Origin of the sequence: Chlamydia sp. 16-02 (assembly GCF_042235055.1) — a bacterium.
GTDB lineage: Bacteria > Chlamydiota > Chlamydiia > Chlamydiales > Chlamydiaceae > Chlamydia.
Genome location: NZ_CP114172.1, coordinates 212,265 through 239,000 on the forward strand (window position 1 = coordinate 212,265; position 26,736 = coordinate 239,000).

The following is a 26,736-nucleotide window of genomic DNA, read 5'->3' on the forward strand; positions in this document are numbered from 1 at the left end:
TTCAATACCCGAGCAAACGGTATTCGTTAATGTAAGGACAGCAATTATGCGAAAACTCCTCTTATTAGTTTCTTGTGGACTTTTGTCTATAAACCTATCTGGCTGTTCTCTACCAGCATCGGGGAGCTATCATCCTAAGCTTTACAAATCAGGAAGTAAAGCCAAGGGCGTTGTCGCAATGTTACCAGTATTTTATCGTTCTGGAAAAATCTCTGAAGTACTTCCATGGAATTTACAAGCAGAATTCACTCAAGAGATTGGCAAGAGATTCCACTCTTCCGAAAGATTATTTTTAATTAAACATTCTGCATCTCCCCAGGTCGTCTCACAATTTTATTCTCCTGTGGTTCCTGAGTTTTCTCCACAAGCAATAGTTGAATTTCTTCCAGCAGAGTTTGTGGTAGCTACAGAACTTTTAGAACAGAAAACATCACAAGATATGTTTGGCCACGACTCTATAACAGCCTCTGTTCGTGTTCGTGTTTTCGATATTCGTCATAATAAGGTTTCGATGATCTATCAAGAAATCATTGAATCTAGTCAACCTCTTGCTACAACAGCAAGTGATTATCATCGTTACGGATGGCAAACAAAACATTTCGAATCTACACCTATGGGGCTCATGCATCACCGTCTATTTCGAGAAGTCGTTGCCAGAGTTGAAGGTTATGTCTGTGCAAATTATTCGTAAAATTTATGATGCATTCTTGGTTATTCCTTCTTGTATTTCTAGCTCTAGCAGCTGTTGTATCTAGAAATTTTTTTATTTGGCCAAAGCCTTCAGAAAAAACCCCTTTACAACTACGACATATTCTTGTCGGAGTTGTTCTTTTGTTTCTTCCAGGATTAATTCCTTTTATTACAGGATCGCATTCTGATATCGCTGCACGCTCATTACACGGGATCTTTCTAGCGTCTGCCTATATCTTTTACCTTCTAGGACTACCTATTGAAGTTACACGCAGTGTAATTTATTCGGGGAATAAGCCTGAAGCAACATTTTTAGGCGCAATTTTTTCCGCAATACGGATGTGGATTATTGTAATCCCTATTACTCAGATCATTGGTCTCGTGCTAAATAAAGGATTAATGCTTATTTTGCCTATCGAGGCTCTACAAGAACAAACATTAACTCAAGAAGTCCAGGATACACTGACATCTACAGTATATGATCGTGGATTTATTTTAAGTTTAGGGATTTTAATTCCTTTTGCTGAGGAAATATTCTTTAGGGGTTTTCTACAAACCTTTCTGAAAAATAAAATGAACAGAATTTATGCTCTCTTATATTCTTCAGTAATCTTTGCCCTTACCCATGTAGAGCATTCTTGGGGGAGCCTGGTATTTGTCCCTGTTCTTGTAATTTTTTCTCTACTTACAGGGTTTCTTTACGAAAAAGAACGCCATATTGCTGCGCCCATAGTATTGCATATACTATTCAACGTTACAAATATCGGAATGTTATCAGTTTAAAATTGAAAAAGAAAAAGAGTAAGTTGGAGAAACACTTCTAGCAAAAGAAAGCTCTTCTTAGGGCTGCTACCTTCCAGTCCTGACCCGGTTCGTAGGTCTCTTCTCTTAAAAGGTCCCCAACTTACTGCTCTTTGATATCACAGTCAGTGAATTTTACTAAAGAGGAAAGCCTTTAGTAAATGTCCTATTTTTCACTTTTCTCTTCGAGCTTAGCAAGAGCCCATGCCGTTCTTGCTTCCTCATAAGAAATTGTTTTACTTGGATCGAAAACATGAGGAGCACGACGACGAATTTTAGCAAGAGCTTCAGTAATAATTGCATCTACTGAAGACATTCCTAGAAATTCCATCTTGAAGCACAACAACAATACAAGAGTAAGAACATCCCCAGCTTCCGAGGTGACTTCCTTAATAGGATAGCCCTCATGAACAGCTTCGGAAAGCTCCTTACACTCCTGGAGAATATGGCCAAGTATAGAATCAAAATCCTGATGATCTGTCCAAGGACAGATACCATCTGAGACCATTTTTCTAACAAGCTCTATCAATTGAGAAAAGTCTATATTTTTCATGAACTTAAACCTTCACAAGTTCAGGATTAGAAATAGTATAAGCATTCTCTAATAACCAGGCCTTTATTTTCCTATGTCCGGAAGAAAAAGGTAAGGAATCCAAGACCTCTATAGGATAGAGAAACTCAGATTTTGGTTTAGATTTTGCATGGAAAATTCTCGGAATAAGACGTACCTTATAATGGGTAAAGGCATGACGTTGTTCCTCTAATTCTCCATAAAATACCAATGGAGTTCCTACACGTTCCTCCATTTCTTGAATAAGCCCTTCTATATCCGAAAGATCATCAAAAGACTCAACCTCTATATAAGGAAATTCGTATAAACCAGCCATCATCTCCTCAGGTTTTCTCTGTTCAAGAACGATAGCATCTTCATAGAGAACAATCGCTACCCAACGAAATAATGTAACAATTTTTTTCCTGGCATGACGTATCGGAAGAGATTTTTGCCGACCTTCTTTATAAGCTCCACACATAATATTTAAAGGACAAATTTCACATTTCGGAGCACGTTTACAAATACATGCTCCAAGCTCTATCAAAGCTTCGGTAATTATCTGCGGATCTCTAGCGGGCAAAAGAGATAAGGCAATTCTAAATACCCAAGTTTTAGTAGATTCTAAATCTATAGAAGCATCTATTAAAAATACTCTACTAATTACCCGCAAAACATTGCCGTCTACTGCAGCTGTTCTTCTTTTAAAAGCAAAAGCTAAAATGGCATGTACCGTATATGGACCTAATCCTTTTATCTGCATTAAATCTAAAGGATCGTCAGGAAGCTCTCCTCCAAAATCCTTCATCACCATCCGGGCTCCATACAAAAGATTCCGCACTCGAGTGTAGTAACCTAAACCTTCCCAAGCCTTGATCACATCTTCTTCTTTAGCCGTGGCTAATGCTTCTATAGTTGGGAACTTCTCCATCCACTCAAGAAAATAATTTACTACAACTTCTGCTCGAGTTTGCTGGAGCATCACTTCGGAAACCCAGACATTATACGGTGAAGGATTGTCTCTCCATGGGAAGCTACGCTTATTATCTGTAAACCATTTTTTTAACTTTTCCACAGGAAATTTCTTTGCTCTTTCAGAAAAAGCTATCTTTGCCATACAAATTCTCGTAAAATTTTACCTAAGTTCTAAATTTTGCTACTTTATGAAAGAATTCTCATGGGTTGCTGATCATGTAGAAAGATTATCATCTTTCTTACGTTCTCGACTTCCCGATTATAAAAAACATATCATTCTTGATTCGGTGCGTTATCACGGTTGTCGTGTAAACGGTCATTTGGAAAGATTCGAATCTTATAAAGTTCAACCCGGGGATTGCATTACTTTAACCTTACAAATAAGATCAGAGCCAAAAATCCTTTGGGAAGATCTAAATTGTTGTATTTATGACAAACCTTCCCATATCTCTACGGAAGATCTGGCAAAAACAACAGAACTCAACATAGTCCATAGGCTAGATAGAGACACCACAGGATGTATCCTATTTGCCAAAAATACAGATGCTGCTAATGCCCTCGCGGAACTGTTCAAGAAACGAAAAATACATAAACAATACACTGCTTTAGTTTTTGGTCATCCAAAAAAATCTTCGGGGACGTTAATTTCTCATACTGCTCCTAAATCACGTCGTTGTGGTGCTGTAATTTTCGGAAATACAAATAAAGATCGTGGGAAGTTAACAATTACAAATTGGTCGGTATTGTGTACTTATAAACACTATACTTTAATGCGTTGTGAACCAATTACAGGAAGGACGCACCAAATCCGTCTACATATGCAAACTTTAGGCCATCCGGTTGTTGGCGATGTAGATTATGGCAGGAAAGAACAACCAAGAAATGTATTCCGTCCTCTACTCCATGCACACGCCCTAACCTTTACATCGCCATTTTCTCAAGAAAAGATAGATGTTATAGCGTCCTCATCTGGAGATCCTAGAGAAGTAGTCCCTCACCTACTACAGAAACGTTAAACTCTAGTTTCTGTTAAACCTCCGGTATTACCTCCTCCATTGTTATTGCCGTTGCCCTCTTGTCCCTGATTATTTCCTCCTTGATTAGTGCCATTGCCTCCTCGAGGGCGTGCGCCTTCCTCATCATAATTACGTTCGTTTTGTCCCTCTTCTCTAGGTGGCGTTGCTCTCAATCCGCTAACCGTAGCACGTGTAATTATAGGAGCTGTTGAAGTTGGGGGTTGTGTTGTAACAGAAGTCGTGGGAGTAATTCCTGCTGCTAACATCCATCTACTGGATAGGCTTGTTAACAGCTGTTGTCTAGATGCATCTCCAGGATTTCTCATTCTCTCAGCACGTTGAGCGTGTTCAGCGAAACATCTCGCCGCTAGATCTGCATAAGGATTTACTGAGGGAACATAAGGAGCAGGTCCACGATTACGCTCATTCATTAACCGACGATTATCTATGTCAGAAATTAACTGTCGTATTCTACCTCTCTCATATATCCTTGCTCTTTCAGGATCTACAGTATCAGAAACAACACAGATACCTCGATAAGCAAGAATCATACATACGAGAGTCATCAAATCATTGACATCCATCCAAATTTGTCGTCCTCCGTGAGATGCTTTCATTAAAATCTTTCCCAAATCCTGCATTACAGCTGCAGCTGTAATCACACCTAGGGGTCCTACTGCTGGATTACGACGCGAGGTCACGGTAAGTTCTGGAAGAGTAAGGGCTAGCCGTTCCATATCAAACTGTGATGCTGCTATAACCCCTCCATTTCCTCCCCATTTATGAAGTATGCGCACACAGTCTTTTAATTGATTAGTATTGATATCACAGTTACTTGCCATTCCAGAAACAAAATATCCTCGTAAAAATGTATTTTGCAAAATATTGCGATATCCTTGTGCAGCTACTGCCCACATAGCATTTGTTTTATTTTTCAAAATCCCTGGAAGATCTCTAGAACAGTTCCTACATTCCTCTCGAATCCTATCCATAGAAGGAAGTGTTACAGCCGTACTCCCAGATAAGAGACTGACGGTATCCATACCTAGATTGCTTAATGCCATCAAAAATATAGAAGCACCGAACTCATTCTCGATTTCTTGTAATTCTTGCTCTAAAGCTCTTCTTGAATCAACTTGTACACCACAGCAATTTCCGAATAGACCACATAAACATCTTCCCAAACTTCCACAACCACATTGTCCATCACTACATCCACATCGAGGACAACAACAATTTCCCTCACAACATGTATGGCAATTATCGTAGCAGAACCTTCCACCTCGACGTGCGGACTCACTGGTTGCCGCTGCAGCAATAATAGAAGCTAACGATCCTACAGCAGCACCTGCAGGACCTGCCAAACCCGCTAATCCACTTAATGCTTGTACAGCTGTTCCTATATTAGACGAAGTAGTTCCCTGACCGCTCACTAAGTTTGCTAAAGCTCCAAGCCCTTGCTGCAAAGCTGCGCCATTTTGTCCCTGAAGTAAGCTCAAAATAGATTGCGCACCTTGCTGGTAAGGACCAGAAGTGGACGCAATACCCTGCAGCAAACCTATAAGTATTTGTGAACCTTGACTGGGAGCACCTCCAGGGCTTTGTGCAAATAAACTTAAAAGCACCTGAAGCATTTGTTGATTTTGGTTTCCTGCAACCACCGGTTGTGTAATCACAGGTGTTGGCGCAGGAGCTGGAATAGGAGTTGTTACTGTTCCTCCTGTAGCTTGTGTGAGTAGAGTTAAAAGCGCTTGTACTCCAGGATTAACTCCAGGAACCGGAACATTTACCTGTGGTGTTGTAATCCCTGGCACAGGTTGTGCGGTAATAACAGGTCCTGTAGGTTGCGTCGGAGCTGGAGTAGGCGTTGGCACTGTGCCTCCCGAAGATTGTGTAAGTAAATTTAAAAGCGCTTGCATATTAGGATCCGCAGTAGGTGCGGGTGTAGGGGTTGGAGACGGAATAGGAGTAGATGTTGGAGCTGGAGACGTACCACCTTGTGTAAGCAAACCTAAAAGCGTTTGAATATTCGCAGAAGTATTCACACCGCCACTAGGGCCAGGCTGTCCTGTAATTATAGGAGGATTACGAGGAACTCCATCAGTTTGTGACGTGATATTTCCTCCAGAAGAACCACCACGTTGAAACCAATCATAAATACCAGCAGCTAGCCCTCTAACCCCTCCTGGACGCTGCGCTCCACTTCCTGCCCCACCCGTGGAATTTGTACCAGTATTTGAACTACCATCATCAAAAATAAAACCGGGATTCGTATTACCTCTACCTGTAGGCGATGTCATTTCTATTCTCCTTAACTAAAACAACAAACATAGGGTAAATCAACCCAAGTCATTGATTTTTAAAAATTAGTGTACGGGAGATTAGAGAAGATAAGATGAAATGTATAGAAAAAATTTGAATTTTTAAAAAAATGAGCATGTAATAGCCATATTTGTTGTTTATTTTCGTATCCTTTACGGCTGAGATACCTATAAACAACTGTGGTTGAGTTATTACATGCTCGGATGTGTTAGTTTTCAAAATAGTCTTAGCTATTTTCAGAAACGGTTTAATATACTTAGGTTATACAGAAGTTTCTCTATACTCCTGAGCAACATAGATACCTCCAGAAGCTCTTGGAGATCTTACAACAGGACGATCCACTTCATCACATGGTTGTGTGGAGGCATTCTTTAATACCAAACCCGAGGCTCTCATCCACGGCATTGACATCTTAATAACAAGATTGTCCCTCACTTCAGTTCTTGCTCTATCTTTAAAAGATCTATAGTTGTTTTCTTTCTTAGATGCATTTCTAGCTATATGAGTGTATAGAACTGAAGCATTCATACTAGCTCTGATATCACTTGGTTTATTCCTTTCTACTCGAACGCGATTCTCTTCAACTACGGCGAAGAGATCTTTGACCTCTTGAACATCATGGATTCTGGTATTCTCAGAGCCTTCCCCATCAACAACAGAAAGATTTCTGTATGCTAAAACGATACAAACTAATGTCATGAGATCTTCAGTAGACAACCAAATATTATTTCCCGTAGATACAGATGCAGAAAGTATTCTAGATACACAAGTCATAACGTCAGAAGCATCAGCAGCACCCAATCTGCGATGTACCGTATCCCCACGTTTCATAACAACAAGAGAAGTAAGAGAACCTACTAATCTTGATGAATCAAAAGGTTCATTAGTCGAAACAAATCCATGAGACCCCCAAGAACAATCTATGAGCACTTTTGCTCGCAATCTATTATCATTAATAATGATATGACGATTGGACAAGCCTGCAATAATTCCCTCTTTAAGAACTGGGTGAGACAAAAGATTAGAGTAATTCGACGCAGCCTCTCCCCACATCTCTTTAGTCTTACTTTTTATAATACGGTTAAGATCTTTAGAAGCAGATTCACATTCAGACTTAACCTGATCTAAATTAGGCAATACTACGTGCTTACCAGCAAGAAGATCTACTGTGTTTACACCCAAATTATTTAAAGCAATCAAAACTACAGCAGAGCTGTATTTGCTTTCTAACTTCTTAAATTCTTCTTCTGTAATACCACCTTGACGAGTATCTAAATTAAAGCATCCTGCGAAAATACCACATAAGAATGAACCAAAGCCTCCACAACCTACAGCACCATCAGCACATCCACAACCCGCACAACCGCAATTTCCTGAACAAGAATCTGCACAACCATCGTAACATGATTGCATAACACGACGTGTCGTTTCACTTTGTAATACTCCGGCAACTAAAGAAACAATAGATACTGCAGCAGCTATGTTCGATTCCCCACCAGGATGGGTGGTCTCATACAAATTTTTTAGTGCAAGTAAGAAAGAGCTCAATCCTTCAGGAAGCGGCAAACCAAACGTTCCCGTCAATACACCCATTAGTTCATGCAACATGACCAAAGTAACAGCACCCCCTTCTCCTTTAAAGAACGTAAATAATGTCTGCAATTCATTTGAAGACTTGAATACGGGTGTCGACATAAATATATCGCAAAACTTAGAGATGTCTTGTGTAGAGGTGAAATCTCCCTCTTTAATTAAATCCAATAATTCTTTGTATTCTTCCCTAGTCATACCCCCAGATATGTGATCGAAGAGAGCTTTGACTCTGCCTCCGCTGATGCTATCGTGAAGTAAGTCTTGTTTTAAAAGATCGATGAAAAAACCAAACACTTGTGTCCGTAGTATTGGGGATGTATCCTCTGTAGACTCTGATGCAGCTGCTAGAGGTGTCGTTTCAGCATCTTCAAAAATTGAAATATCATCCAAGCACTCCATACTTGCACGAGGAGGCTGTGTGAGTATTGACGATCGTGCAAAAAGATCAGCTCCGCATGAAACAGAACGAGAAGAAATAACTTCCCTGACATGGTCTCGAAAAACAACTTGATCTTTATACATTTCTTTTAAAAATTCTTCACAAGTTATTTGATCTGTTTGCGACGCGCTATCACATAGGACTGGCTCCATATCTACATATATATCTTCCAGGCTTGCATCTAAAGCTGATAAAGCCACATTAACTGCAGCCATAGCAGCATCCCCTGCTTCTGAAACAAAAGCAGACGAGGTCAGCGTAGAAGTACTTTGTGATACTTGTGAAGTAGATGTTGTGGTTGAATTAGTCAACACTGTTTCAGCAACAGTAGAAACCAATGATGTGTTTTCTGTAGCGTTTGCTTCTTCTTGGGGTTCTCCAAAACCTAAAAAAGAACGAATATTCCCTAATGGAAATGCCATGATTTTTCTCCTATTTTAATTTTATCCTATTCACTTACAGATCACACTAAACATAGGATTCTCCTTGCAAACTTGCGCAAGGGGCAGAGAGTTTATGGTTGTGAAATTAAAATGTAAATAAAAATTTTAATTGATAGCCGGGACAATGAAGCAAAAAAAATGCTTTGATGATTAATGAGCAAAATGCATTTTCAAAGAGTTTCGGAATAATAAGGAATCTGCTAACCTCCCCATATCAATACGGACTTAGATAATAAGGTTGGCATATGCTAAAGATCGATTTAACTGGCAAAGTAGCTTTTATAGCAGGCATTGGCGACGATCAGGGCTATGGCTGGGGAATCGCTAAAATATTAGCAGAAGCTGGAGCTACTATCATTGTAGGCACTTGGGTACCTATTTATAAAATCTTCTCCCAATCCTGGGATTTGGGAAAGTTTAATGAATCAAGAAAATTGTCTGACGGAAGACTCCTAGAAATCAAAAAAATTTATCCCATGGATGCAAGTTTCGACAAACCTGAAGATGTTCCTCAAGATATTGCAGAAAACAAACGCTACAAAGGGATTTCGGGGTATACCGTTTCTGAGGTCGTTGAACAGGTAACAAAGGATTTCGGTCATATTGATATTCTAGTCCATTCTCTAGCTAATAGTCCGGAAATTTCTAAACCGCTTTTAGAAACATCGCGTCAAGGTTATCTAGCTGCGTTAAGCACTTCGAGTTATTCTCTAGTTAGCTTATTAGCACAATTTGGACCTATTATGAACCCTGGTGGCAGCAGTATCTCCTTAACTTATTTGGCTTCTTCACGTGCTGTACCCGGCTATGGAGGCGGTATGAGCGCAGCAAAAGCCGCATTAGAAAGTGATACCAAAATGCTTGCTTGGGAAGCAGGAAGAAAATGGGGAGTTCGTGTAAATACTATTTCTGCAGGTCCTCTAGCGAGCCGTGCGGGGAAAGCTATCGGATTTATCGAACAAATGGTAGATTATTACTTAGATTGGTCTCCAATCCCTAAACCTATGACAACAGAACAAGTCGGAGCTGCTGCCGCATTTCTAGTTTCTCCGCTAGCCAGTGCTATTACCGGAGAAACTCTCTATGTAGATCACGGAGCAAACATTATGGGAATTGGACCTGAAATGCTCCCTAAGAATTCTTAATTCTTTGATACATTTTTATACCCGCCTCCCACGCTCGAAGAATTCCCAAATCTTTCGCTGGGGAGGCAAGGAAATCCGCTATGACATGCATGTGTTTTGGAGCAGAATTCATCACGATCTTAAAATCTCCACGCTCAATTAAATCAATATCATTAGCATCGTCCCCAGAAGCCATAATGAAAGGTTTTTGACCTTCGTAGAGCAAATCGACAATACGATCAACAGCATAACCTTTAGATACAGATTTGTCTGTCATGAATAAGATGGAGTAATCAAAATCAAAGGGCCATCGCATGCATGTGATAGTCAAATTCTCTACTAACTCTTTAGACTTATGAATTCTTTCTTCTATCTTTTCTACTTCATTTTTTTTACCAAAAATTTTTGCGACAGCGAACATTTTATGAGGATAATCTCTAGAAAGCTTTTTACTCTCTACTAACCTCTCCCTATCTTTTACAAAAGGGAAATATACAGGATCTAAATGGCGTAAAAGCTCTTTTTCACTAGGACAGGATGTAAATCGATAATATTGATCTTGATTCACAGCTCCGGATTCTATGGAAAAAATCACATCACTATCTTCCACACACATCTCTAACGTATGTAAAATCTCATTAGGGATATCTTGAAAATAAAGAAACTTCTTATCCTCAGATGACCAAACACAAGCACCATTTTGACATCCTAATAAATATGGAATCGAAAGATCTTTGAATAATTGATTCGCATAAGAAAAGTATCTCCCAGTAAGGAAAAATATTTTCCATCCAGAATTATGAAGATAATTTAAATTCTTAACAATTTCAGGATCCAAATGATGTGGAAGATGCGTAATTGTACCATCTATATCTGTAATCAGTAATCTATCCATAAAGCAATCTTACCACTCCCCTTAAACCTATTATGATTTTCCTATACATCCCAATATCTGCATAGATCGATTGTTAAAAATTACATCTATTCTAAAGAACAAAATCAACATAAAACACGATAAAGAAAGAGACTATTAAAAACACTTCAAGATCGATCGGAGTATATTTTCTTAAATTTCAAAATTAGTCATCTTAATTACATCGTTCTTGCAGGAATATACAAAGTTACAGTTTAATTTATTCTTGGAACCTATCAAACATTAACTTATAAAGAACTGATCGAAAACAATTCGTTAGTGAAATGTCCTAAAATCAAATTGTTTCTTAGTTATTTTATGACTATAGAAACTCAAAAAGGTCTTAAATATGCCTTATAAAATTCTTTCTTATCTAACATTTTGTATGGACGATCTTGCTCTTGCTGATACTTCTAATGAGCAAATAAATCTTCAAGGAATGTTTCCAGAAAATATGAAACTGGAAATGTTTAAGATGTTAGGATCTTTAATGTTACTTCTTACACTATTTGGTATTGGAGTATGGGCATTTAAGAAGTTCCTAAAATCTAAAGGTCAGGGGTTTGGAAATACTTCAACAATTAAAATTCTTGATCGACGCTCCTTAAATCAAAAAACTTGTATCTACATCATTCGCGTGGTAAACAAAATTCTTATCATTGCAGAATCAGGAGAGAAAATTACACTACTTTCAGAATTTCCTCCCGACACAGACATCAATGAACTCCTACAACAAAATGAAAAGAAAGAACCTTCATCTACTTCTGATTTTCTTAGCAAGAGCATACGAAAATTTCATAAGAATAAAAAAGTAGATAATACTCAGACCTCTAATCTTACTGACAAAGAATTTTAAGCATATTTTATGAACAACTTGGAGTGTTTTTAAATGACAACATGGTCTTTAAATCAAAATAATCTATCAAAATATCTCACACATGCAGGATTAGAGCCTCTTTTAGAAAGAGAAAGTGGATTAACTTATATCAATATCCAAGTAGAAGATCACGAGTTGCCTTTGTTTTTTGTGATTCGTAGTGAAGGAGAAATTCTTCAAATGATTTGCTACTTCCCTTATCAACTCTATGACAACCAAAAAGAAGCCACAGCACGCCTTCTTCACTTGCTAAATAGAGATGTGGACGTTCCTGGATTTGGAATGGATGAGGAACAAGGATTAATTTTTTATCGTTTAGTAGTTCCTTGTCTAAATGGTGAAATTAATGAAAGACTATTGCGTGTATATATCGACACAATTAGGTTGGTTTGCGATAGTTTTTCTCACGCTATAGGCTTGATCTCTTCAGGAAATATGAATCTTGACGAATTGAAAAAACAAGCACGTAAAGAAAGACAGGAATAATTTAGGAAGATTTGATGACTGCACTAATTTTTTACGATACGGAGACTACAGGAACTCAGATAGATAAAGATCGTATTATAGAAATTGCTGCTTATAACAACGCTACTAAAGAATCCTTTGTCACTTATGTAAATCCTGAGATTCCTATTCCTGAGGAAGCATCAAAAATTCATGGGATTACTACATCTACAGTGACTTCAGCCCCGAAATTTCCAGAAGCCTACAAGCAATTTTGTGATTTTTGCGGAAATGAAGCTGTCCTTGTTGCACATAATAATGATAGTTTCGACTTCCCACTACTTGAAAAGGAATGTCGTAGACATTCCTTAGAACCCTTATCTTTAAGAACAATAGATTCATTAAAATGGGCACAAAAATATCGCCCAGATTTACCCAAACATAATTTACAATATTTACGTCAGGTATACGGTTTTGCAGAAAACCAAGCCCACCGCGCTTTAGATGATGTAATTACCCTACACAATGTATTTTCTGCACTTATAGGAGATCTTTCTGCAGAACAAGTACTTGCTCTAATGGAAGAGAGCCGTCATCCTAAAGCATTTAAAATGCCTTTCGGAAAATATAGAGGCAAACCTCTAACCGAGGTTCCCGCATCTTATATCCAATGGTTAGAAAACCAAGGCAATCTGGATAAAGACATGAAAGCTGCCATCGACTTAATGAAACAAATGACATGATACTCTCAGCTGCTTTTTCACCCTGCCCCAATGATATTTTTTTATTTCGTTCTTTTTTAGAACGTCATGAAGGTTTCTCATTATTAAATCAAATTACCATTGCAGATATTGCAACATTAAATGAATTAGCTTTGCAACATCGCTGTTCTCTAATAAAAATATCGGCAGCATTATTTCCAAAAGTTGCGGATAATTATATCCTCATGGAAGTAGGCACTATTATCGGCTATGGTGTAGGACCTCTAATATTATCTTCGGATCCTACGGCACCTATAACCTCTATAGCAACTCCTGGAGAAACAACAACAGCACATTTACTCTGTAAGATATTCTATCCTGATGCAAAACTGATCCCCATGAAATATGGTGAGATCCTTGCAGCCATTTTACGTGATGATGTACATGCAGGTGCGATCATTCATGAGGAAAGGTTCAGCTACAACTCACAACTATTTTTAAGAGCAGATCTAGGGAAACTATGGGAAGAGAGAACACAACTCCCCTTACCTTTAGGATGTCTTGTTGTGTCAAAAACAGTTCCACAAACTGTTGTAGATATTTTAACCCTAGCATTAAGAAAATCTCTATTTCTAGCATTGAAAGATCCTAGAGGCTCTGAAGATAAAGCTTTAGAATATTCTAGAAATAAAGATACCACAGTTATTCGTAAGTTCATCGATACATATGTAAACGATGAAACTCTTGTATTATCTAATTCAGGGAAAAAATCTCTTTATACATTATCAAATTATGTCAGCTGCCTTATCTAATTACCTTTGTAAAATTCTTCTTATTCTCGCGGATATGGATGAAGCAAAATCTCTTATTGAAGATTTTGCTTTTAATCGAGCTGATAAAAATTTTTATCAATGTCGAGATTCACATATGTCTATAGCTATGGACATGATTCTTTTAGAACAATGGGGAGAAGATGGCGTTATACAAGCCTTAAGAGATATTAAATTAGAAAATTATGATTCCTGTGTGAATCTTGGCTTTGCTGGAAGTTGTTCTCCTGATCTTCCTTTGCAGACCTTCTATACTATCGATAAAGTATCAAAGCTTAGCAAAACCACTCCAGAGCAACTCGACTCTGCAATTGAATTAGAGATCGTAGCTATTCCTAATCTCCCAAAAGCCAATTTAGTTTCTGCTCACGCTCCTTATAAATATGGATTTCATGAGACATTCCAGCTTGTGGATATGGAAGGGTATGCTATTGCTAGATTATGCAAAAATCATAACCTGCCTTGTATGATGATGAAAATCACTTCAGATTATGCTACGCGAGAAGGTGAGGAATACCTTAAAAAACATAGAAGTATATTAGCAGAAAAACTTTCTTACGCATTCACTTCTTCTATCTATGATATTGTAGAAACTTCTATCCCCAGCCAAATCTAATTCTTGCTTTAGAAAGAAAGTGGTGTAATCAATTCTGAACTTGTGGATGGAGATGATTCCCAATCCTTAGTTCCTGATAATTCCCACATTTTCAAGAAAGCAGGACACGATGATAAAAGCTCATCTTTTACTCCTTCCGCGACTTTCTTTCCTTGCTCTAAATAAATTACCCGATCTACGTATTCAAGAGTAGAGAGCTTATGAGCAATGATTATCTGGGTGCATTGACCTTTTAGCTGTCCGATGATTTCTTTGATATAGTTTTCACTAATAGCATCTAAAGAAGATGTAGCCTCATCTAAAATTAAGAGAGAAGCATTTTTCAATAAGGCTCGTGCTATAGTTAATCTTTGCTGCTGTCCTCCAGAAAGATTTTTCCCAGATTCCTCAAGAAGACTATGGATTCCTTGGGGCATTTTTTGAACGAATTCGTAAGCATAGGCTTGTTTTAACGCATGAATGACATCATCTTCGGGGATATTCTTACCGCAAGTAAGGTTATTCCAAATAGTATCATAAAATAGAAACGGATTTTGTAAAACACAGCCGATATGATTCCTAAGAGAAGATTTGCTATAGTCTTTAATAGAAATTCCGTCTAAAAGAATCTCTCCCTGAGATATCTCGTATAGTCTAGGCAATAACTTACTAATCGTTGTTTTCCCACTTCCTGTAGGGCCAACAATACCAATTGCCTCACCTTTGTTTATTGTAAAATTCAGCTCCTTAAGAACTGTTTTCTCATTATCATAAGAAAAAGAAACATCTCTGAATTCTACACTTTTTGTTAAACCAAGGAATTCTTGACTATCTTCAGACTCATTATGAAGATCAGGATGGCAAAGCACTTCATAGAATCTTTCAGCAGCTGCACAACCTTTCATAATGGTTGTATTTTCATCTCCAAATTTCTTCACAGGATCATAGATAAGATATAGTAATCCACAAAATACAATAAGCTCTTCAGGAGGAATATTGAACTTGTAGAGACCAATGATCACAACAAAAGCAAAGAATAAAGAAGCTATCGTATGTAATAGTGGGCGTGGAAGCAAACCATAAGCTGCACTTTTTTCTTCCAGAGCAGCAATCTGATTATTTTGATCACAATATTTCTTAAAAGCAAAAGATTCTGTACGAAAGACCTTTACAGTGAGAATTCCTGCGAGAAAATCTAAAAGCACCGAAGAAAATTTATCCTGATTTTTTTGTATTCTCTTCGCTAAGGCCTTAATTTTTCTAGCAATGATTACAATAGGAAGAATCAATACAGGAAAAGCAACCGTCACCAAAAGAGAAAATTTCCAGGATATTGATAAACATACTGCTAAAGCTAGTGTTAAGGTTATCGGAGCCTGAACATAGTTAACCATTAAAGAGTTTACTGCTTGAGCAATGCTTGTGGAATCAGTAATCACACGACTACTAAGATTTCCCATATCGTGAGTATGGAAAAATGTCATTGGAAGCTTTTGTAAAGCTTTGAAATAATCTCTACGAAGATCACAACTTACACGAATAGCCACTACTTGAGATAAAAATCTCTGAAAGAACAAAGTTACTGCTTTAAAAATCGCCACAATGACTAAAAATAAGGCTAAAGAACCAAAACGTGATAGATCTATATGCTGAGAAATAAGACATGATAATCTGCTGGTTATGGACGTAGTTCCTTTTCCATAACGAGAAATATAGGCATGTGCTTGTGCAGAAGTTATCGTGTCGGAATCAGGAGAGATGTCAGACCATCTCTCTAGAATCTGATCTTGGCTTAACTGAGAGGCTTTCACAAGTCGATTGTTTTCCTTGCGAGCGAAAAGAACAAAAGCGTCGGGTCCTGTTTTTGCTATAATGCCTAAAGAAAAAATCTCCGCTTGAGAAGAAACAGTTAGTCCTAAAATAGCAAATAGGGAAAAACCTAATAGCGTAAGATGCTTTTTATGCCTCAGGACCGCTTTCAGAAGAAGTTTCATAGAGACCTATAGTTCGAAATTTCTGATACCGCTTTTCTAATAAATCTTCTATCGATAGGTCTTTTAACCGCAACCATTCCTGAAGAATGAAATCTTGAACATCGCGATATACAGTAGCAGGATCGTGGTGTGCCCCACCTACCGGCTCCTTAATTACAACATCCACAATAGCAAATTGCTTGAGATCCTCACCATGCATTTTTAACATAGCAGCTGCCTCGCTATTCTTTTTAGGATCTTTCCAAAGAATAGAAGCGCAACCTTCGGGAGAAATTACAGAATAGTAGGAGTGCTCTAGCATAGCAATGACATCGCCGATTGCCATTCCTAAAGCACCTCCGGAACACCCCTCACCAATAACGAGAACTATAATCGGGGTTTTTAATCTAGCTAATTGGAAAAGGTTGTTAGCAATAGCCCATCCCTGACCACGTTCTTCGGCTGTAAGACCGGGGAAAGCTCCAGGGGTGTCTACTAAGAAAATGATAGGTAAACCAAATTTCTCAGCCATTTTTGCTAGGCGTAATGCCTTGCGGAAACCTTCGGGACAAAGCATCCCAAAATTTCTATGCATACGAGAGGAGGTGTCGCACCCTTTTTCCTGACCAATAAGCATAAAGCGCTGGCCCTGGATTTTAGCTAATCCCCCCACAACGGCAGGGTCATCACGAAACGCACGATCCCCACAAAGCTCAACAAATTCCTCACACATTCCTTCGATATAGTTCACAGAGCGAGGACGAGAGGGATGACGGCAAATCTGCACACGCTCCCACGGTGTCAAATCAGAATAGATCTTCTCTTTTAACTTATCTAAACGCCGTTCCAATTTCTGTATCTCTGAGGAGGATAGTAAAGAATTTTTTTTGTTTTTTTCTTTAAACTCGGCTATCGTTTTCTCGTACTCTACCACTTGTTTTTCGTGGGGAAGAAGCTCCATAATAACGTTTTCTCCTCTTACAGAAAGGATAATTTTAATACAAATAATTCTTAAAAAACAATTATAAGATTGTTTTATTTCGAACTTTCAAAAAAATAATAAACTATTAATTATATTTTTCAAAAACAACAGAGACGCTGGCGTCCTTATAGGGTATATTAATCAAAAAATTACTTCCCCAAAATCTTTCTTTTCCCTGTAAAGAAAAAATTTCCATATAGGGACTGGAACACAGAATACGCAGAGAATCCCGTTCTCCATGAATTATTACATCATTTGACGGCCCCTTATAAGAGTCCAGAGAACTTGATCGCAATCTAGGACCCTCAACTACTTGGCAACTTTTTCCCTTACAGAAAATCGAAAATGTAGACTTACAAGGGTCTTCTTCTATCAAAGAGAGCACTTCACACTGCCTCTCTGAGATCTTGATATGATGACGAATTTTTGACCCCAGATAAGCATCTTGTAAGTAAGAAAACCCCGTAATCCTCGAATAAGGTATTGCTGTAGCACAAAGAAAAGAGATTTCCGTAACACTCTGACTTTCTAAAATGGAAAAATCTTTAACCATTCCACAAAGACCGAATCCCTTGCAATCACTAATATCTCCGCAACACGGGCCATAGTTTACTATACCCACATCTCCGGAATAATAAGACCCGACACCGCTTTTACATCCTGATCCAGAAACAAAAATGGATGCGGAACGTGTTCGTTGCATCCAAAAACCGAGATTAGGATCTGTAAAGCTATATTCACTAGCTACCTGTTGATCTAGCTGATATAGAAAGGATTTACTTAACGTGGTCTTTTCCTTGATAGATCGAGTATGTTCTTGGCTCCATAAAGCAGGAAAAATCGTGGATTCATGCATAAATAATGCCTGCTGGAAAGAGTTCATCTTTTCAGCATATTTTAAACTATTATCGTAAAATCTAGAGATTTGCAAAAGTAAAAGTCCAAGCTCTGCATGTTCTCCTGGATAAGGAAGACCTTTCCAAGGGAAACCTCCACGACAAAATAAACGTGTAGCTCCAGAACATTCTTGTTCTAATTTCAAGAAATCTAATCCCAAGTCTTGTCCCTCTTCCAAAGCCATAAGCAAATAAATTGCTCTCGCTATGTCGTGAACTTTTAATAAAGGATGATGTCGGAAAAACTTAAAAACAAAATTACGAAGTTTTTTATCCTGAGAAGCATAGATTAACTGCTTAACCTGCAAATCAAAATTCGAATGGGGAAACACTTCGATACATTCTTGCAATCTTAGCTGTGATCCCATCACTATTCACAATTTTTTTACTCAGAAACGGATTGCGTCCAGACAATAATAACAAAAAACTTTAGAGTCAAGTCCCTAAGTAATCCTAAAAACTTGACTCTGATAAATTAGATAAAAGAGAAAGGCACGAAATTAGGAATGCTTCGAAGGAGTCTCGATTAAGCGTTTCATTCTTTTTCCTGGAGTAAATTTCACGGCACGTCTTGCAGGAATGTGAATGGGAACAGTAGCGTTTTTAGGGTTGCGCCCTACTTTAGGTTTTCTTTCTACAACCTGTAAAACGCCGAAATCTCTAAACTCTAACCTATCACCTTTGACTAGAGCATCTGTCATTTTATCCAAAAAATTTTGGATTACAGTACGCACATGATTCGGATGAATCTTGTGATCCTGTGATATTGTACTGATCAGTTTTTTCTTGGTCATGGTAGCCATATTAGCCGTTGCCTCCTAATTAAAGTGCCCTAAAGTAACTTGTTGAGTAGCCCTAAATAATAAACTTTTGAAGTATATGCGTATCATATCTATTCATCCTTTGGATTCAAGACATTTTTTAAAAATACGTAGTTGTTCTATATCGTTATAAGTAACGAAGATTCATATTTGCCAAAACTTATGATTGCTGCATCTTATAGTCCGACAAAAAAATTCTAAGCTTTCATATTCTAATTTAATAACGGCAAACGCGTGACTTCTTTAATCTAACTTGATAAAGTACTGGACCTGGTGTCCTCGTAGCTCAGTAGGATAGAGCGGTTGCCTCCTAAGCAGCAGGCCATGCGTTCGAATCGCATCGAGGACGACCTCTTCTTCCTTTCATTTTTTCTCATTAGAAATTTAACTCGCCTTTGCAGAAAGTTTTCTGGCCTTAATATTTGCTAAACTCGTTTTTTGAAAATTAGGACCAGTAAGAAACGTATGGATGCCTTCGGCCATGCCTTTGGCTATATGCATTCGGTAACGTGCATCTAAAAGCGCAGCTCGTTCTCTAGAATTAGAAAGAAATCCAGTTTCAATTAAAATCGCAGGCATTGTTGTTTCTCGAATAACAGCGAAGTTCCCGTTCTTCACTCCTCGATTTTTCAACGCCCCATTTTTTTGCATTGCGTTTAGGACATCCTTAGCTAGAGCTTCTGAAGCACGGCTTCTGGAAGCAACATTATTTTTACCATTATAAAAATATACTTCAGTACCAAAGGCTGATGTGTTAGACGAATGGTTACAGTGGATACTGACAAAAATATCAGCTTTGTTTTGATTTGCTAAAGCCGCCCTTTTCCCTAGATCCACATAAACATCTGATGTCCGGGTAAGAACTGGCTTATACCCCATTCTCTTGAGATAACTCTGTAGTGAAAACGCAAGAGATAAGGTCAAAGACTTTTCCTCATAATGAAATTCTTTACTCGCCGTGCCTTGATCTTTACCTCCATGTCCTGGGTCAATAAAGATCACTTCATTGCGACGTACGCGCTGTGGAGGCGCACTCTCAGCTGCGATTCCTCCAAAAGTCATTCCAAAGATACAGAAAGTAAGCAACGTATAGCGATTAGACATGAGATGACAATACCCCGCGCACAATTTCCTTATCATCAAAAGCGATGGTTTGATGTTTAAAGATCTGGTATGTCTCATGCCCTTTCCCTGCCACTAACACTATATCCCTATCTGAGGCAATGGACAAAGCATATGTAATTGCTTGTTTTCTGTCGATTTCGATGGAAAAATTTCTTTTTACAAATCCTGAACAAATATCCTGGATGATGTTTTCTGGATCTTCCCCTCGAGGATTATCCGAAGTCACAACAGCAAATCCGTATCTCTCGACTACATTAGCCATAATTTTTCGTTTGCTATGATCTCTATCTCCTCCACATCCAAAAACAACAATGAGCCTTCCTTCTTCAGGAAGTAAATTATGTAATGTTTTGCACACGTTTTCCAAAGCATCTGGAGTATGCGCGTAATCAATATAAATAGGACAGGGGCCAGAAAATATAGGTTCTAAGCGTCCTCTAGGAGATTCCACATTCGCGACTAAAGAGATCAGCTTCTGTAAATCACAATCACACCTTTGATGCGTGACTGCTATAGATGCAAGAATATTATAAACGTTATGTTTCCCTATTAAAGGTAGGCGACACGGGAAAGATTCCCCTCTATAGATCAAATCAAAGTCTGTTCCAAAAGGAGAGGGTCTTAAATTCGCAGCCAGATAATCTGATGACCTCTCTATTCCATAAGTAATGGGCTGTGCCTGAGTGACTTCTAAAAATCGCGAAGCATAAGATAGATCACTATTTACGACCGCTAATCCTGTAGCCGGAAGCATTGAAAATAATTTCAGCTTCGCATTTACGTACTCTTCAAATGAACTATGGAAATCCAAATGGTCAAGAGTGATATTAGTTAAAATTCCAATATCAAAATCGATGTGAGCTAGCCTCTCTAAAACAAGACCTATGGAAGAAACTTCCATAACTGCAGATGTTAGACGGTTTTTCACCATCTCGGCTAAATACTTTTGTAATAGACAAGATTCGGGAGTGGTATAACCATCTTGAATACGATTGTTTCCTAAAATATGCTCGATCGTTCCTATCAAACCCGAGGGGTTATCACAGGAATCAAACAGGAATTTTATTAAATGGGAAACTGTAGTTTTACCGTTGGTACCTGTAACACCTATAATACAGAGTTTTTTAGAGGGATAATTATAATACTTTGCAGAAAGCTCTGCTTCAAGCCGAGGAAGATTTGAAGAGATAATTTGAACAACAGATAGAAAAGGATTATAAATTGAAGAAGCTACAGCAATAGCTCCGTTTTCAACAGCAAGCACTGAAAAATCGTTCGCGTCACAATGCTTGCCCTTGTTGGCTATAAAAATATCTCCTAATCCAACATTACGGGAATCTTTGGTAAGATTTCTCACATCTATGGGAGAAATTTTTCCATAAACCTTTGCTTCTATGTTGTTAAGGAGTTCTTTTAAATTCATTTTTTAGCCCGAGGCTCCTCTTTCAAGGAATGCCTCCTTCTATATACAAAATTGTTCTTAATATGTCTGTAGATACTCTTTTGTCTGTGAATGCAGAAAAAAAGTTTCGTTCGTGCTCACGCATTATAAATAAACTTTCGAATATCAACGATGGCTCAAAAAAATTACCGCCGAACTAGTTTACTTACAACAATTAAAATAGTCCATCTAATTTTTTCTTCTGCTTAAAAAATATGATATTTTTATAGTGATAAGAGCCTCTTTGCTGATAAAATCTTTTCCTCTTCGATTAGAAGTGAAATCCATAAGGATAAAGATGAGACGGCGTCTTGAATATCAGGCTAGTTTAATAGGAAATAGCTGTTTTTATAGAGATAACGAGCAATTCGTTGCGCATACGAGAAATCTCCCAAAAATCATTCGATGGGGCTGCATACGCAATCATCAGGGTATCATGCACAATGACTGGCTGTTAAATAATAAAAATTCTATTTTAGAAACCATCGCACGTGCGATTCCCATATTAGGGAACATCCTAGGAGCAGCTAAACTATTTAGCATCTTTGCAGCACCCACGAAAACAGATAGTAAAGTAGACGTTACTTTTCATACCTTCGCAGCAATCTTTGAAACACTCAGCTTGGGTTTCGTTATACTGGTATTAAAAATAATTTTTACAATTATATCGTTGTTAACCCGTCTTTGCCAGCAACAACAGGAATTTTCTCAAACCCCTATTTATTACAACTTAGCAGCATAGGCTTATTTCCCCGAACGATTCCACTCCTCATATAAAGATTTCATAGAAACAACTTCCTTCTTGTAATCATATTTTTGTTTATCCTCAGGAACCCCTAGATAAGATAGTGCTCGATCAGCCACACGACCAAATACCGGAGCAGCGCATCTACCCCCCATATAATTTTTAGTACCGTCCTCTCGAACCCCATGATCAGGATCATCTATAGAAACAAGCATAACAAGAGGAACACTGGTTTCTTCTCCAGGATATATAGGTGTGATTCCGATAAATGAAGAAATATGACGATGCTTGTCATACTTTCCATTAACAAGTTTTTCTGTTGTTCCTGTTTTACCAGCACTAGAATGATTTTTAGGGGAAGCTCGATATCCTGTGCCTCCAGGATATGTAGTAAATCGGATAGCTTTCAATACTTCATCAACGATATTTTGAGAAAGGATCCTTTCTCCCCTAACTCGAGAATGTAATATATATTCTTGTCCAGAAGTGGTCACAATTTTCTTTATCAAAGTAGGACGCACATCATAACCACCATTAGCAAGAATCGCATAAGCCCTTACCATCTGTATTCCTGTGGCAAGAACATTGTAACCCATAGCAAGAGAATATGGTGTCGATAGAGACCATTCAGGAACACCATTAATATGAAAACGCTTTGGTGATGGCACTAATCCCGACGCCTCTCCAGGCAACTCTATTCCTGTTTTCTTTCCAAATCCCAATAACAACAGCTTCTCTTCATACCAATGACTTCCTAAATTCTGTACTATACGATCGGCAAGTTGCGCAACATAGACATTAGATGATTTTTGTATCGCCATATACATATTTAAACGACGATTTAATGAAATGTCCTTAAGTGGAAATTGCTTTCTTCCAGGAAAAACGGTACGAGTAACATCTATAGGTTCAGAAGGATCAAATAAAGGTTTCCCTGATTTTTTTAACATCTCTTCATTTGCAAGCAATCCAATAGCAATGGTAAGAGGTTTCATAATAGAACCTGGTTCGAAAACATCACTTACTGATTTTACTTTCGTATCCTCTATCTTTTCCTTATCATTGAAAAAATCCTTATACTCTGCAGGATTAAAAAAAGGGTATTGCGCTAAGGCTAGAATATCCCCAGTATAGGCATTCATTAAAATTAGGCGCCCACCCTTAGCTCGAGCCTCTTTCACACCTTTTTCTAATTCCTCCTCAGCAATTGTCTGTATACATGGATTAATAGTCAGATAGATATCCGATCCATCCCTAGGAATTTTTGTAACCTTATCAAGATCTAAACGATTCAAAGGAGAACGAAGAAACTTACGCTCCCCAGGTTCTCCTTCAAGAATATGATTGAAGTATGCTTCTAATCCCCCGGTAGGAAAGGCTTTTCCTGTTTTCTCATCCTTCACTTCTCTAAGAGTATGGAGAACTTGACCCAAAAGTTTTCCGAAAGGATATGACCTTTGATAGTCGGTTATAAAAAATAAAGCGTTAGAAGGTATTTTAGATTTAGATGCATAACCGCGCCACCAAGAAAGAATTCGATCACGTTCAGTACGATCTAGCCATAAAAATAACTTTCTATGTCTAGACTTCCTATCAAATTCTCCGCGTAACTTTCCATAATCCCCATCAGCAACAAGATTAAATATTTTTTCAGCAATGGTATCGCGATGTTCTTCTGGAATTGCTACAGCGTCTAAACAAAGATGAAATTTAGTAATATCAACAGCTAGAGGCTGTCGCTGCTCAGGATCTCCTTTACGTACATTCATCTGAGAAAAGAACGTTCCTCGACGAAAAGGATCCTTAACTCGAAATTCATGTTGCCCCAATGCTTCAGCAGCCCAACGTTTCCCTTCACAAATTTGAATTTTATAATAACGTACAATAAGGAAAGAGTAGGCTAGCAACACTCCACAAGTAATCATTGTTAAGTATTTACGATGATTCATAGGTCACAACACAAACACTATCTTCTGTAGGATATTGGAGATATTGATATTCGGGTAGGCTTGCTATATGCATGAGATGTTCAGGACTTTCGATTTTATCAATAAGAAAGCCCAAAGCAATATTTTCTTGTTCTCTTTGGCGTAACTTTGACCATAAAGAAGGAATTTCTAATCGTAGTTTTGTCAGGTCATTTTGTTTATTAATATAGGAATAAAGTAAACCACCTAGAAAACAAAAACAAAAAAACAAGCGCAAAAAACGATATTTATTCATGAGGATTTCTTTTCAAAGCAACGGAGTTTTGCCGATCTACAACGAGGATTTTTTCTTATTTCTTCATATGTAGGCATAATGACTTTCTTAGTAAGAATTTGTCCTAGTCCTGACTTCTCAGCCTCTTTAAAAAACCATTTTACAGGACGATCTTCCGAACTGCAAAACGAAATAATCACTAAACGCCCCGCAGGAGCAAGCCAACGCATAGCAGACTCTAGCAATACTTTCAACTGCACGTCCTCTTGATTTACATACACCCGTAAAGCTTGGAAAATTAAAGTTAATGGATGAATTTTCTTACGCAAACGATATGAAGGGAAAACCTTTCCTGTTGCTTCTTTTAAATCTTTCACAGTAATAATTTTCTTATGTCTTCTAAAATGCACTACAGCTTTAGCTACATTTTTCCAATGTGGTTCTTCTCCATATTCACGAAAAATCTTACCCAACTCTTCTTCCCGAAGCGTGTTCAACACTTCACTTGCAGTAATTCCCTTAGAAGTATCCATACGCATATCTAAATCATGACCTTCTCCTTGAAAACTAAAACCTCGAGATAAAGTATCTAGCTGCATAGAGGAAACCCCAAGATCAGCAAGTATACCATCATAAACATCTTCCCTAGAATCTTTAGCCAGATCTTCAAACGAGGCATGACGAAGATGTACGCGATCTCCAAATTTTTCCAAACGTTCCTTTGCTAAAGATAAAGCAGATGTATCACGATCAGATCCGTCATAAGAAATTATAGAAGGATAGGCAGAAAGAAACGCCTCAGCATGACCCCCGGCTCCTACAGTGACATCACAGAAAGATCGTGGATTTCGATTAGAAAACCATGATAAACATTCGTTTACTAATACCGGAATATGGGAAGGGGTCTCAGACACAAAAACGCCTAAATCATTCTAAAAACAACAATACGAGAAAAATATACACCATTAGAGAGAATGGGGAAAGATTTCTATTATTTGTCATTTTTGATTTTAAGACTAATTAAGACTATTGACTTTTTCCTTTACCCTATTATGATTTAGAAAGTAGGGTTTTAAAGGCTGTATTATGGTAGAAATTTTTAATTACAGTACCTCTGTTTACGAAAAACACGCGTCTAACAATAAAGTAGTGAACGATTTCCGCAAGGAAGTTCACATGGAAAGTTTGACGATCCGTGATGTAGCCAAGCATGCCCAAATTTTGGACATGACACCAAAACCTTCGGCTTTATCTTCTCTTATGCAGACGAATAAGAAAACCCACTGGGCTTTCTTTTCGCCTCCTAATAACTTCCATAAACAGCGATTCTCGACTCCTTATTTAGCCCCTTCATTAGGATCTCCAGATCAACAAGATGATGATTTAGAGAAAATTTCTTCCTACTTAAAGGTACTGACTCGAGGAAAATTCTCTTATCAAAGTCGTGTAACACCTTTTCTCTCTTATAAAGATCAAGAAGAAAGTGAAGAAGAGGAAGAAGAAGCTTCTGATTCTGAAGAAGACGTTCTCGTTCAAGAAGGAAAAATCTTACTCAAAGCTATTGATCTAGGATTGAAATCTTCTAATATCATGATCGATTACGTTATTTCTCGTATTTTTCAATTTGTTCAAGGCTAAAATATGTTGGATAATGAATGGAAAGCCATCTTAGGATGGGGAGATGAAGAACTCGAAGAATTACGCATTTCTGGATATATATTTCTTCGTCAGGGACATTACCAAAAAGCCATCCTCTTTTTCGAAGCCTTGGTTATTTTAGACCCATTAAGTATTTATGATTTCCAAACTCTTGGCGGATTATATTTGCAAATTGGAGAGAATGCTAAAGCTTTAGGAGTCTTAGATCAAGCTTTACGTATGCAAGGAGATCATCTTCCTACGTTACTAAACAAAACTAAAGCTCTCTTTTGTTTGAATCGTATTGACGAAGCCTCTGCCATAGCTGTCTATCTTACATCATGCGACGATCCTATAATCGCTAATGATGCCGAGGCTTTGCTTATGAGCTACACTAAAAGAACAATCAAAAAACCTATTGCTCTTTCTAACTAATCTTGCGTGTATTTATTAAGAACGGTCACGTTCATTTTTATAATAATTCCTGATCCATTTGAAATCGTCCTGCTGTTTTTTTTACAGAAAAACTATTGATTGCTTATCAATACCAATGGTACATTGGCAATTTCTTCTTAAACGAGCATAAGTTGCCCGTCTATA

Annotated in this window: 26 protein-coding genes, 1 tRNA gene and 1 other RNA gene; 13 read left to right on the forward strand and 15 right to left on the reverse strand. The window is 37.9% G+C overall.

Annotated elements, in window-relative coordinates; translation table 11 throughout:
• Nucleotides 1-46: 46 nt before the first annotated feature.
• A complete protein-coding gene (locus tag O1W70_RS00875; protein ID WP_332381340.1) occupies nucleotides 47-691 on the forward strand; it encodes a CT253 family lipoprotein in 645 nt (214 codons plus the stop codon).
• Between the two features lie 5 nt (nucleotides 692-696).
• A complete protein-coding gene (locus O1W70_RS00880) occupies nucleotides 697-1,473 on the forward strand; it encodes a CPBP family intramembrane glutamic endopeptidase (protein ID WP_332381339.1) in 777 nt (258 codons plus the stop codon).
• A 20-nt stretch (nucleotides 1,474-1,493) separates the two neighbouring features.
• On the opposite strand, the gene ffs is transcribed toward O1W70_RS00880, so the two are convergent.
• From ffs to mutY, 3 genes are all read right to left on the reverse strand, one after another.
• Nucleotides 1,494-1,594: signal recognition particle sRNA small type (gene ffs / locus O1W70_RS00885), an RNA gene on the reverse strand.
• 63 nt (nucleotides 1,595-1,657) lie between these two features.
• Nucleotides 1,658-2,044 (reverse strand): MazG nucleotide pyrophosphohydrolase domain-containing protein, encoded by a 387-nt coding sequence (locus tag O1W70_RS00890; protein WP_332381338.1) that lies wholly within the window; start codon nucleotides 2,042-2,044, stop codon nucleotides 1,658-1,660.
• 4 nt (nucleotides 2,045-2,048) lie between these two features.
• Nucleotides 2,049-3,158: an A/G-specific adenine glycosylase gene (mutY, locus tag O1W70_RS00895; RefSeq protein WP_332381337.1), complete on the reverse strand. Its 1,110-nt coding sequence runs from the start codon at nucleotides 3,156-3,158 to the stop codon at nucleotides 2,049-2,051.
• 46 nt (nucleotides 3,159-3,204) lie between these two features.
• Here mutY and O1W70_RS00900 point away from each other — a divergent pair, with 46 nt between their 5' ends.
• Nucleotides 3,205-4,032 (forward strand): RluA family pseudouridine synthase, encoded by an 828-nt coding sequence (locus O1W70_RS00900; protein WP_332381335.1) that lies wholly within the window; start codon nucleotides 3,205-3,207, stop codon nucleotides 4,030-4,032.
• Here O1W70_RS00900 and O1W70_RS00905 read toward each other — a convergent pair.
• Nucleotides 4,029-6,332 (reverse strand): hypothetical protein, encoded by a 2,304-nt coding sequence (locus tag O1W70_RS00905; protein ID WP_332381334.1) that lies wholly within the window; start codon nucleotides 6,330-6,332, stop codon nucleotides 4,029-4,031. The two genes, O1W70_RS00900 and O1W70_RS00905, sit on opposite strands and share 4 nt — an antisense overlap.
• A gap of 283 nt (nucleotides 6,333-6,615) precedes the next feature.
• On the reverse strand, nucleotides 6,616-8,808 hold the full coding sequence (locus O1W70_RS00910; protein ID WP_332381332.1) for a hypothetical protein: 2,193 nt from the start codon (nucleotides 8,806-8,808) through the stop codon (nucleotides 6,616-6,618).
• A 266-nt stretch (nucleotides 8,809-9,074) separates the two neighbouring features.
• Between O1W70_RS00910 and O1W70_RS00915 the strand changes: the two genes are divergently transcribed.
• Nucleotides 9,075-9,974 (forward strand): enoyl-[acyl-carrier-protein] reductase, encoded by a 900-nt coding sequence (locus O1W70_RS00915; protein WP_332381330.1) that lies wholly within the window; start codon nucleotides 9,075-9,077, stop codon nucleotides 9,972-9,974.
• Here O1W70_RS00915 and O1W70_RS00920 read toward each other — a convergent pair.
• Entirely contained in the window at nucleotides 9,961-10,848 is an 888-nt protein-coding gene (locus O1W70_RS00920) for an HAD-IIB family hydrolase (RefSeq protein WP_375797243.1), read from the reverse strand. The genes O1W70_RS00915 and O1W70_RS00920 overlap by 14 nt on opposite strands.
• Nucleotides 10,849-11,215: 367 nt before the next feature.
• Between O1W70_RS00920 and O1W70_RS00925 the strand changes: the two genes are divergently transcribed.
• From O1W70_RS00925 to O1W70_RS00945, 5 genes are read left to right on the forward strand one after another with little or no spacing between them, the layout of a single operon-like run.
• Nucleotides 11,216-11,722 (forward strand): FliO/MopB family protein, encoded by a 507-nt coding sequence (locus O1W70_RS00925; RefSeq protein ID WP_332381326.1) that lies wholly within the window; start codon nucleotides 11,216-11,218, stop codon nucleotides 11,720-11,722.
• A 33-nt stretch (nucleotides 11,723-11,755) separates the two neighbouring features.
• Nucleotides 11,756-12,229 carry a YbjN domain-containing protein gene (locus tag O1W70_RS00930; RefSeq protein ID WP_332381325.1) on the forward strand — a complete coding sequence of 158 codons (474 nt, stop codon included), beginning with the start codon at nucleotides 11,756-11,758 and terminating at the stop codon, nucleotides 12,227-12,229.
• A gap of 14 nt (nucleotides 12,230-12,243) precedes the next feature.
• Nucleotides 12,244-12,930 (forward strand): putative quorum-sensing-regulated virulence factor, encoded by a 687-nt coding sequence (locus tag O1W70_RS00935; RefSeq protein WP_332381324.1) that lies wholly within the window; start codon nucleotides 12,244-12,246, stop codon nucleotides 12,928-12,930.
• On the forward strand, nucleotides 12,927-13,700 hold the full coding sequence (locus O1W70_RS00940; protein WP_332381322.1) for a 1,4-dihydroxy-6-naphthoate synthase: 774 nt from the start codon (nucleotides 12,927-12,929) through the stop codon (nucleotides 13,698-13,700). Before O1W70_RS00935 ends, O1W70_RS00940 begins: the two co-directional genes overlap by 4 nt.
• Nucleotides 13,681-14,334 carry a hypothetical protein gene (locus tag O1W70_RS00945; RefSeq protein WP_332381320.1) on the forward strand — a complete coding sequence of 218 codons (654 nt, stop codon included), beginning with the start codon at nucleotides 13,681-13,683 and terminating at the stop codon, nucleotides 14,332-14,334. The genes O1W70_RS00940 and O1W70_RS00945 overlap by 20 nt, the downstream gene beginning before the upstream one ends.
• Nucleotides 14,335-14,342: 8 nt before the next feature.
• Here O1W70_RS00945 and O1W70_RS00950 read toward each other — a convergent pair whose 3' ends face one another.
• The 4 genes from O1W70_RS00950 to O1W70_RS00965 all read right to left on the reverse strand — a co-directional run bounded on the left by O1W70_RS00950 (nucleotide 14,343) and on the right by O1W70_RS00965 (nucleotide 18,967).
• The gene (locus O1W70_RS00950) at nucleotides 14,343-16,307 is read right to left on the reverse strand and encodes an ABC transporter ATP-binding protein (RefSeq protein ID WP_332381318.1); all 1,965 of its coding nucleotides are present in this window, start codon (nucleotides 16,305-16,307) and stop codon (nucleotides 14,343-14,345) included.
• Nucleotides 16,273-17,247, reverse strand: a complete 975-nt coding sequence (locus O1W70_RS00955; protein ID WP_332381316.1) for an acetyl-CoA carboxylase carboxyltransferase subunit alpha — start codon at nucleotides 17,245-17,247, stop codon at nucleotides 16,273-16,275. The genes O1W70_RS00950 and O1W70_RS00955 overlap by 35 nt, the downstream gene beginning before the upstream one ends.
• Before the next feature lie 106 nt (nucleotides 17,248-17,353).
• A complete protein-coding gene (locus O1W70_RS00960) occupies nucleotides 17,354-18,538 on the reverse strand; it encodes a hypothetical protein (RefSeq protein ID WP_332381672.1) in 1,185 nt (394 codons plus the stop codon).
• Nucleotides 18,539-18,664: 126 nt separating this feature from the next.
• Nucleotides 18,665-18,967, reverse strand: a complete 303-nt coding sequence (locus O1W70_RS00965; protein WP_006344016.1) for an HU family DNA-binding protein — start codon at nucleotides 18,965-18,967, stop codon at nucleotides 18,665-18,667.
• 293 nt (nucleotides 18,968-19,260) lie between these two features.
• Between O1W70_RS00965 and O1W70_RS00970 the strand changes: the two genes are divergently transcribed.
• A tRNA-Arg gene (locus tag O1W70_RS00970) sits at nucleotides 19,261-19,334 on the forward strand.
• A gap of 35 nt (nucleotides 19,335-19,369) precedes the next feature.
• On the opposite strand, the gene O1W70_RS00975 is transcribed toward O1W70_RS00970, so the two are convergent.
• A complete protein-coding gene (locus O1W70_RS00975) occupies nucleotides 19,370-20,089 on the reverse strand; it encodes an N-acetylmuramoyl-L-alanine amidase (RefSeq protein WP_332381314.1) in 720 nt (239 codons plus the stop codon).
• Entirely contained in the window at nucleotides 20,082-21,533 is a 1,452-nt protein-coding gene (locus O1W70_RS00980; protein WP_332381313.1) for a UDP-N-acetylmuramoyl-L-alanyl-D-glutamate--2,6-diaminopimelate ligase, read from the reverse strand. The genes O1W70_RS00975 and O1W70_RS00980 overlap by 8 nt, the downstream gene beginning before the upstream one ends.
• Nucleotides 21,534-21,849: 316 nt before the next feature.
• On the opposite strand from O1W70_RS00980, the gene O1W70_RS00985 reads away from it, so the two are divergent.
• Nucleotides 21,850-22,293, forward strand: a complete 444-nt coding sequence (locus O1W70_RS00985; protein ID WP_332381312.1) for a hypothetical protein — start codon at nucleotides 21,850-21,852, stop codon at nucleotides 22,291-22,293.
• Nucleotides 22,294-22,295: 2 nt separating this feature from the next.
• Here O1W70_RS00985 and O1W70_RS00990 read toward each other — a convergent pair whose 3' ends face one another.
• The 3 genes from O1W70_RS00990 to rsmH are packed head-to-tail and all read right to left on the reverse strand — an operon-like array spanning nucleotide 22,296 to nucleotide 25,412.
• Nucleotides 22,296-24,245, reverse strand: a complete 1,950-nt coding sequence (locus tag O1W70_RS00990; RefSeq protein WP_332381311.1) for a penicillin-binding protein 2 — start codon at nucleotides 24,243-24,245, stop codon at nucleotides 22,296-22,298.
• Entirely contained in the window at nucleotides 24,232-24,519 is a 288-nt protein-coding gene (locus tag O1W70_RS00995; protein ID WP_332381310.1) for a hypothetical protein, read from the reverse strand. The genes O1W70_RS00990 and O1W70_RS00995 overlap by 14 nt, the downstream gene beginning before the upstream one ends.
• A complete protein-coding gene (gene rsmH / locus O1W70_RS01000; protein ID WP_332381309.1) occupies nucleotides 24,516-25,412 on the reverse strand; it encodes a 16S rRNA (cytosine(1402)-N(4))-methyltransferase RsmH in 897 nt (298 codons plus the stop codon). Before rsmH ends, O1W70_RS00995 begins: the two co-directional genes overlap by 4 nt.
• 172 nt (nucleotides 25,413-25,584) lie before the next feature.
• On the opposite strand from rsmH, the gene O1W70_RS01005 reads away from it, so the two are divergent.
• Nucleotides 25,585-26,136 (forward strand): DUF5399 family protein, encoded by a 552-nt coding sequence (locus tag O1W70_RS01005; protein WP_332381308.1) that lies wholly within the window; start codon nucleotides 25,585-25,587, stop codon nucleotides 26,134-26,136.
• Between the two features lie 3 nt (nucleotides 26,137-26,139).
• Entirely contained in the window at nucleotides 26,140-26,571 is a 432-nt protein-coding gene (locus O1W70_RS01010; RefSeq protein WP_332381306.1) for a type III secretion chaperone, read from the forward strand.
• Nucleotides 26,572-26,736 lie beyond the last annotated feature (165 nt).

Bases quoted from the DNA above. Each gene is read 5' to 3' on its own strand.
- O1W70_RS00875 (WP_332381340.1), top strand. From the start codon at position 47: ATGCGAAAACTCCTCTTATTAGTTTCTTGTGGACTTTTGTCTATAAAC.
- O1W70_RS00880 (WP_332381339.1), top strand. From the start codon at position 697: ATGATGCATTCTTGGTTATTCCTTCTTGTATTTCTAGCTCTAGCAGCT.
- O1W70_RS00890 (WP_332381338.1), bottom strand. From the start codon at position 2,044: ATGAAAAATATAGACTTTTCTCAATTGATAGAGCTTGTTAGAAAAATG.
- mutY (WP_332381337.1), bottom strand. From the start codon at position 3,158: ATGGCAAAGATAGCTTTTTCTGAAAGAGCAAAGAAATTTCCTGTGGAA.
- O1W70_RS00900 (WP_332381335.1), top strand. From the start codon at position 3,205: ATGAAAGAATTCTCATGGGTTGCTGATCATGTAGAAAGATTATCATCT.
- O1W70_RS00905 (WP_332381334.1), bottom strand. From the start codon at position 6,332: ATGACATCGCCTACAGGTAGAGGTAATACGAATCCCGGTTTTATTTTT.
- O1W70_RS00910 (WP_332381332.1), bottom strand. From the start codon at position 8,808: ATGGCATTTCCATTAGGGAATATTCGTTCTTTTTTAGGTTTTGGAGAA.
- O1W70_RS00915 (WP_332381330.1), top strand. From the start codon at position 9,075: ATGCTAAAGATCGATTTAACTGGCAAAGTAGCTTTTATAGCAGGCATT.
- O1W70_RS00920 (WP_375797243.1), bottom strand. From the start codon at position 10,848: ATGGATAGATTACTGATTACAGATATAGATGGTACAATTACGCATCTT.
- O1W70_RS00925 (WP_332381326.1), top strand. From the start codon at position 11,216: ATGCCTTATAAAATTCTTTCTTATCTAACATTTTGTATGGACGATCTT.
- O1W70_RS00930 (WP_332381325.1), top strand. From the start codon at position 11,756: ATGACAACATGGTCTTTAAATCAAAATAATCTATCAAAATATCTCACA.
- O1W70_RS00935 (WP_332381324.1), top strand. From the start codon at position 12,244: ATGACTGCACTAATTTTTTACGATACGGAGACTACAGGAACTCAGATA.
- O1W70_RS00940 (WP_332381322.1), top strand. From the start codon at position 12,927: ATGATACTCTCAGCTGCTTTTTCACCCTGCCCCAATGATATTTTTTTA.
- O1W70_RS00945 (WP_332381320.1), top strand. From the start codon at position 13,681: ATGTCAGCTGCCTTATCTAATTACCTTTGTAAAATTCTTCTTATTCTC.
- O1W70_RS00950 (WP_332381318.1), bottom strand. From the start codon at position 16,307: ATGAAACTTCTTCTGAAAGCGGTCCTGAGGCATAAAAAGCATCTTACG.
- O1W70_RS00955 (WP_332381316.1), bottom strand. From the start codon at position 17,247: ATGGAGCTTCTTCCCCACGAAAAACAAGTGGTAGAGTACGAGAAAACG.
- O1W70_RS00965 (WP_006344016.1), bottom strand. From the start codon at position 18,967: ATGGCTACCATGACCAAGAAAAAACTGATCAGTACAATATCACAGGAT.
- O1W70_RS00975 (WP_332381314.1), bottom strand. From the start codon at position 20,089: ATGTCTAATCGCTATACGTTGCTTACTTTCTGTATCTTTGGAATGACT.
- O1W70_RS00980 (WP_332381313.1), bottom strand. From the start codon at position 21,533: ATGAATTTAAAAGAACTCCTTAACAACATAGAAGCAAAGGTTTATGGA.
- O1W70_RS00985 (WP_332381312.1), top strand. From the start codon at position 21,850: ATGAGACGGCGTCTTGAATATCAGGCTAGTTTAATAGGAAATAGCTGT.
- O1W70_RS00990 (WP_332381311.1), bottom strand. From the start codon at position 24,245: ATGAATCATCGTAAATACTTAACAATGATTACTTGTGGAGTGTTGCTA.
- O1W70_RS00995 (WP_332381310.1), bottom strand. From the start codon at position 24,519: ATGAATAAATATCGTTTTTTGCGCTTGTTTTTTTGTTTTTGTTTTCTA.
- O1W70_RS01005 (WP_332381308.1), top strand. From the start codon at position 25,585: ATGGTAGAAATTTTTAATTACAGTACCTCTGTTTACGAAAAACACGCG.
- O1W70_RS01010 (WP_332381306.1), top strand. From the start codon at position 26,140: ATGTTGGATAATGAATGGAAAGCCATCTTAGGATGGGGAGATGAAGAA.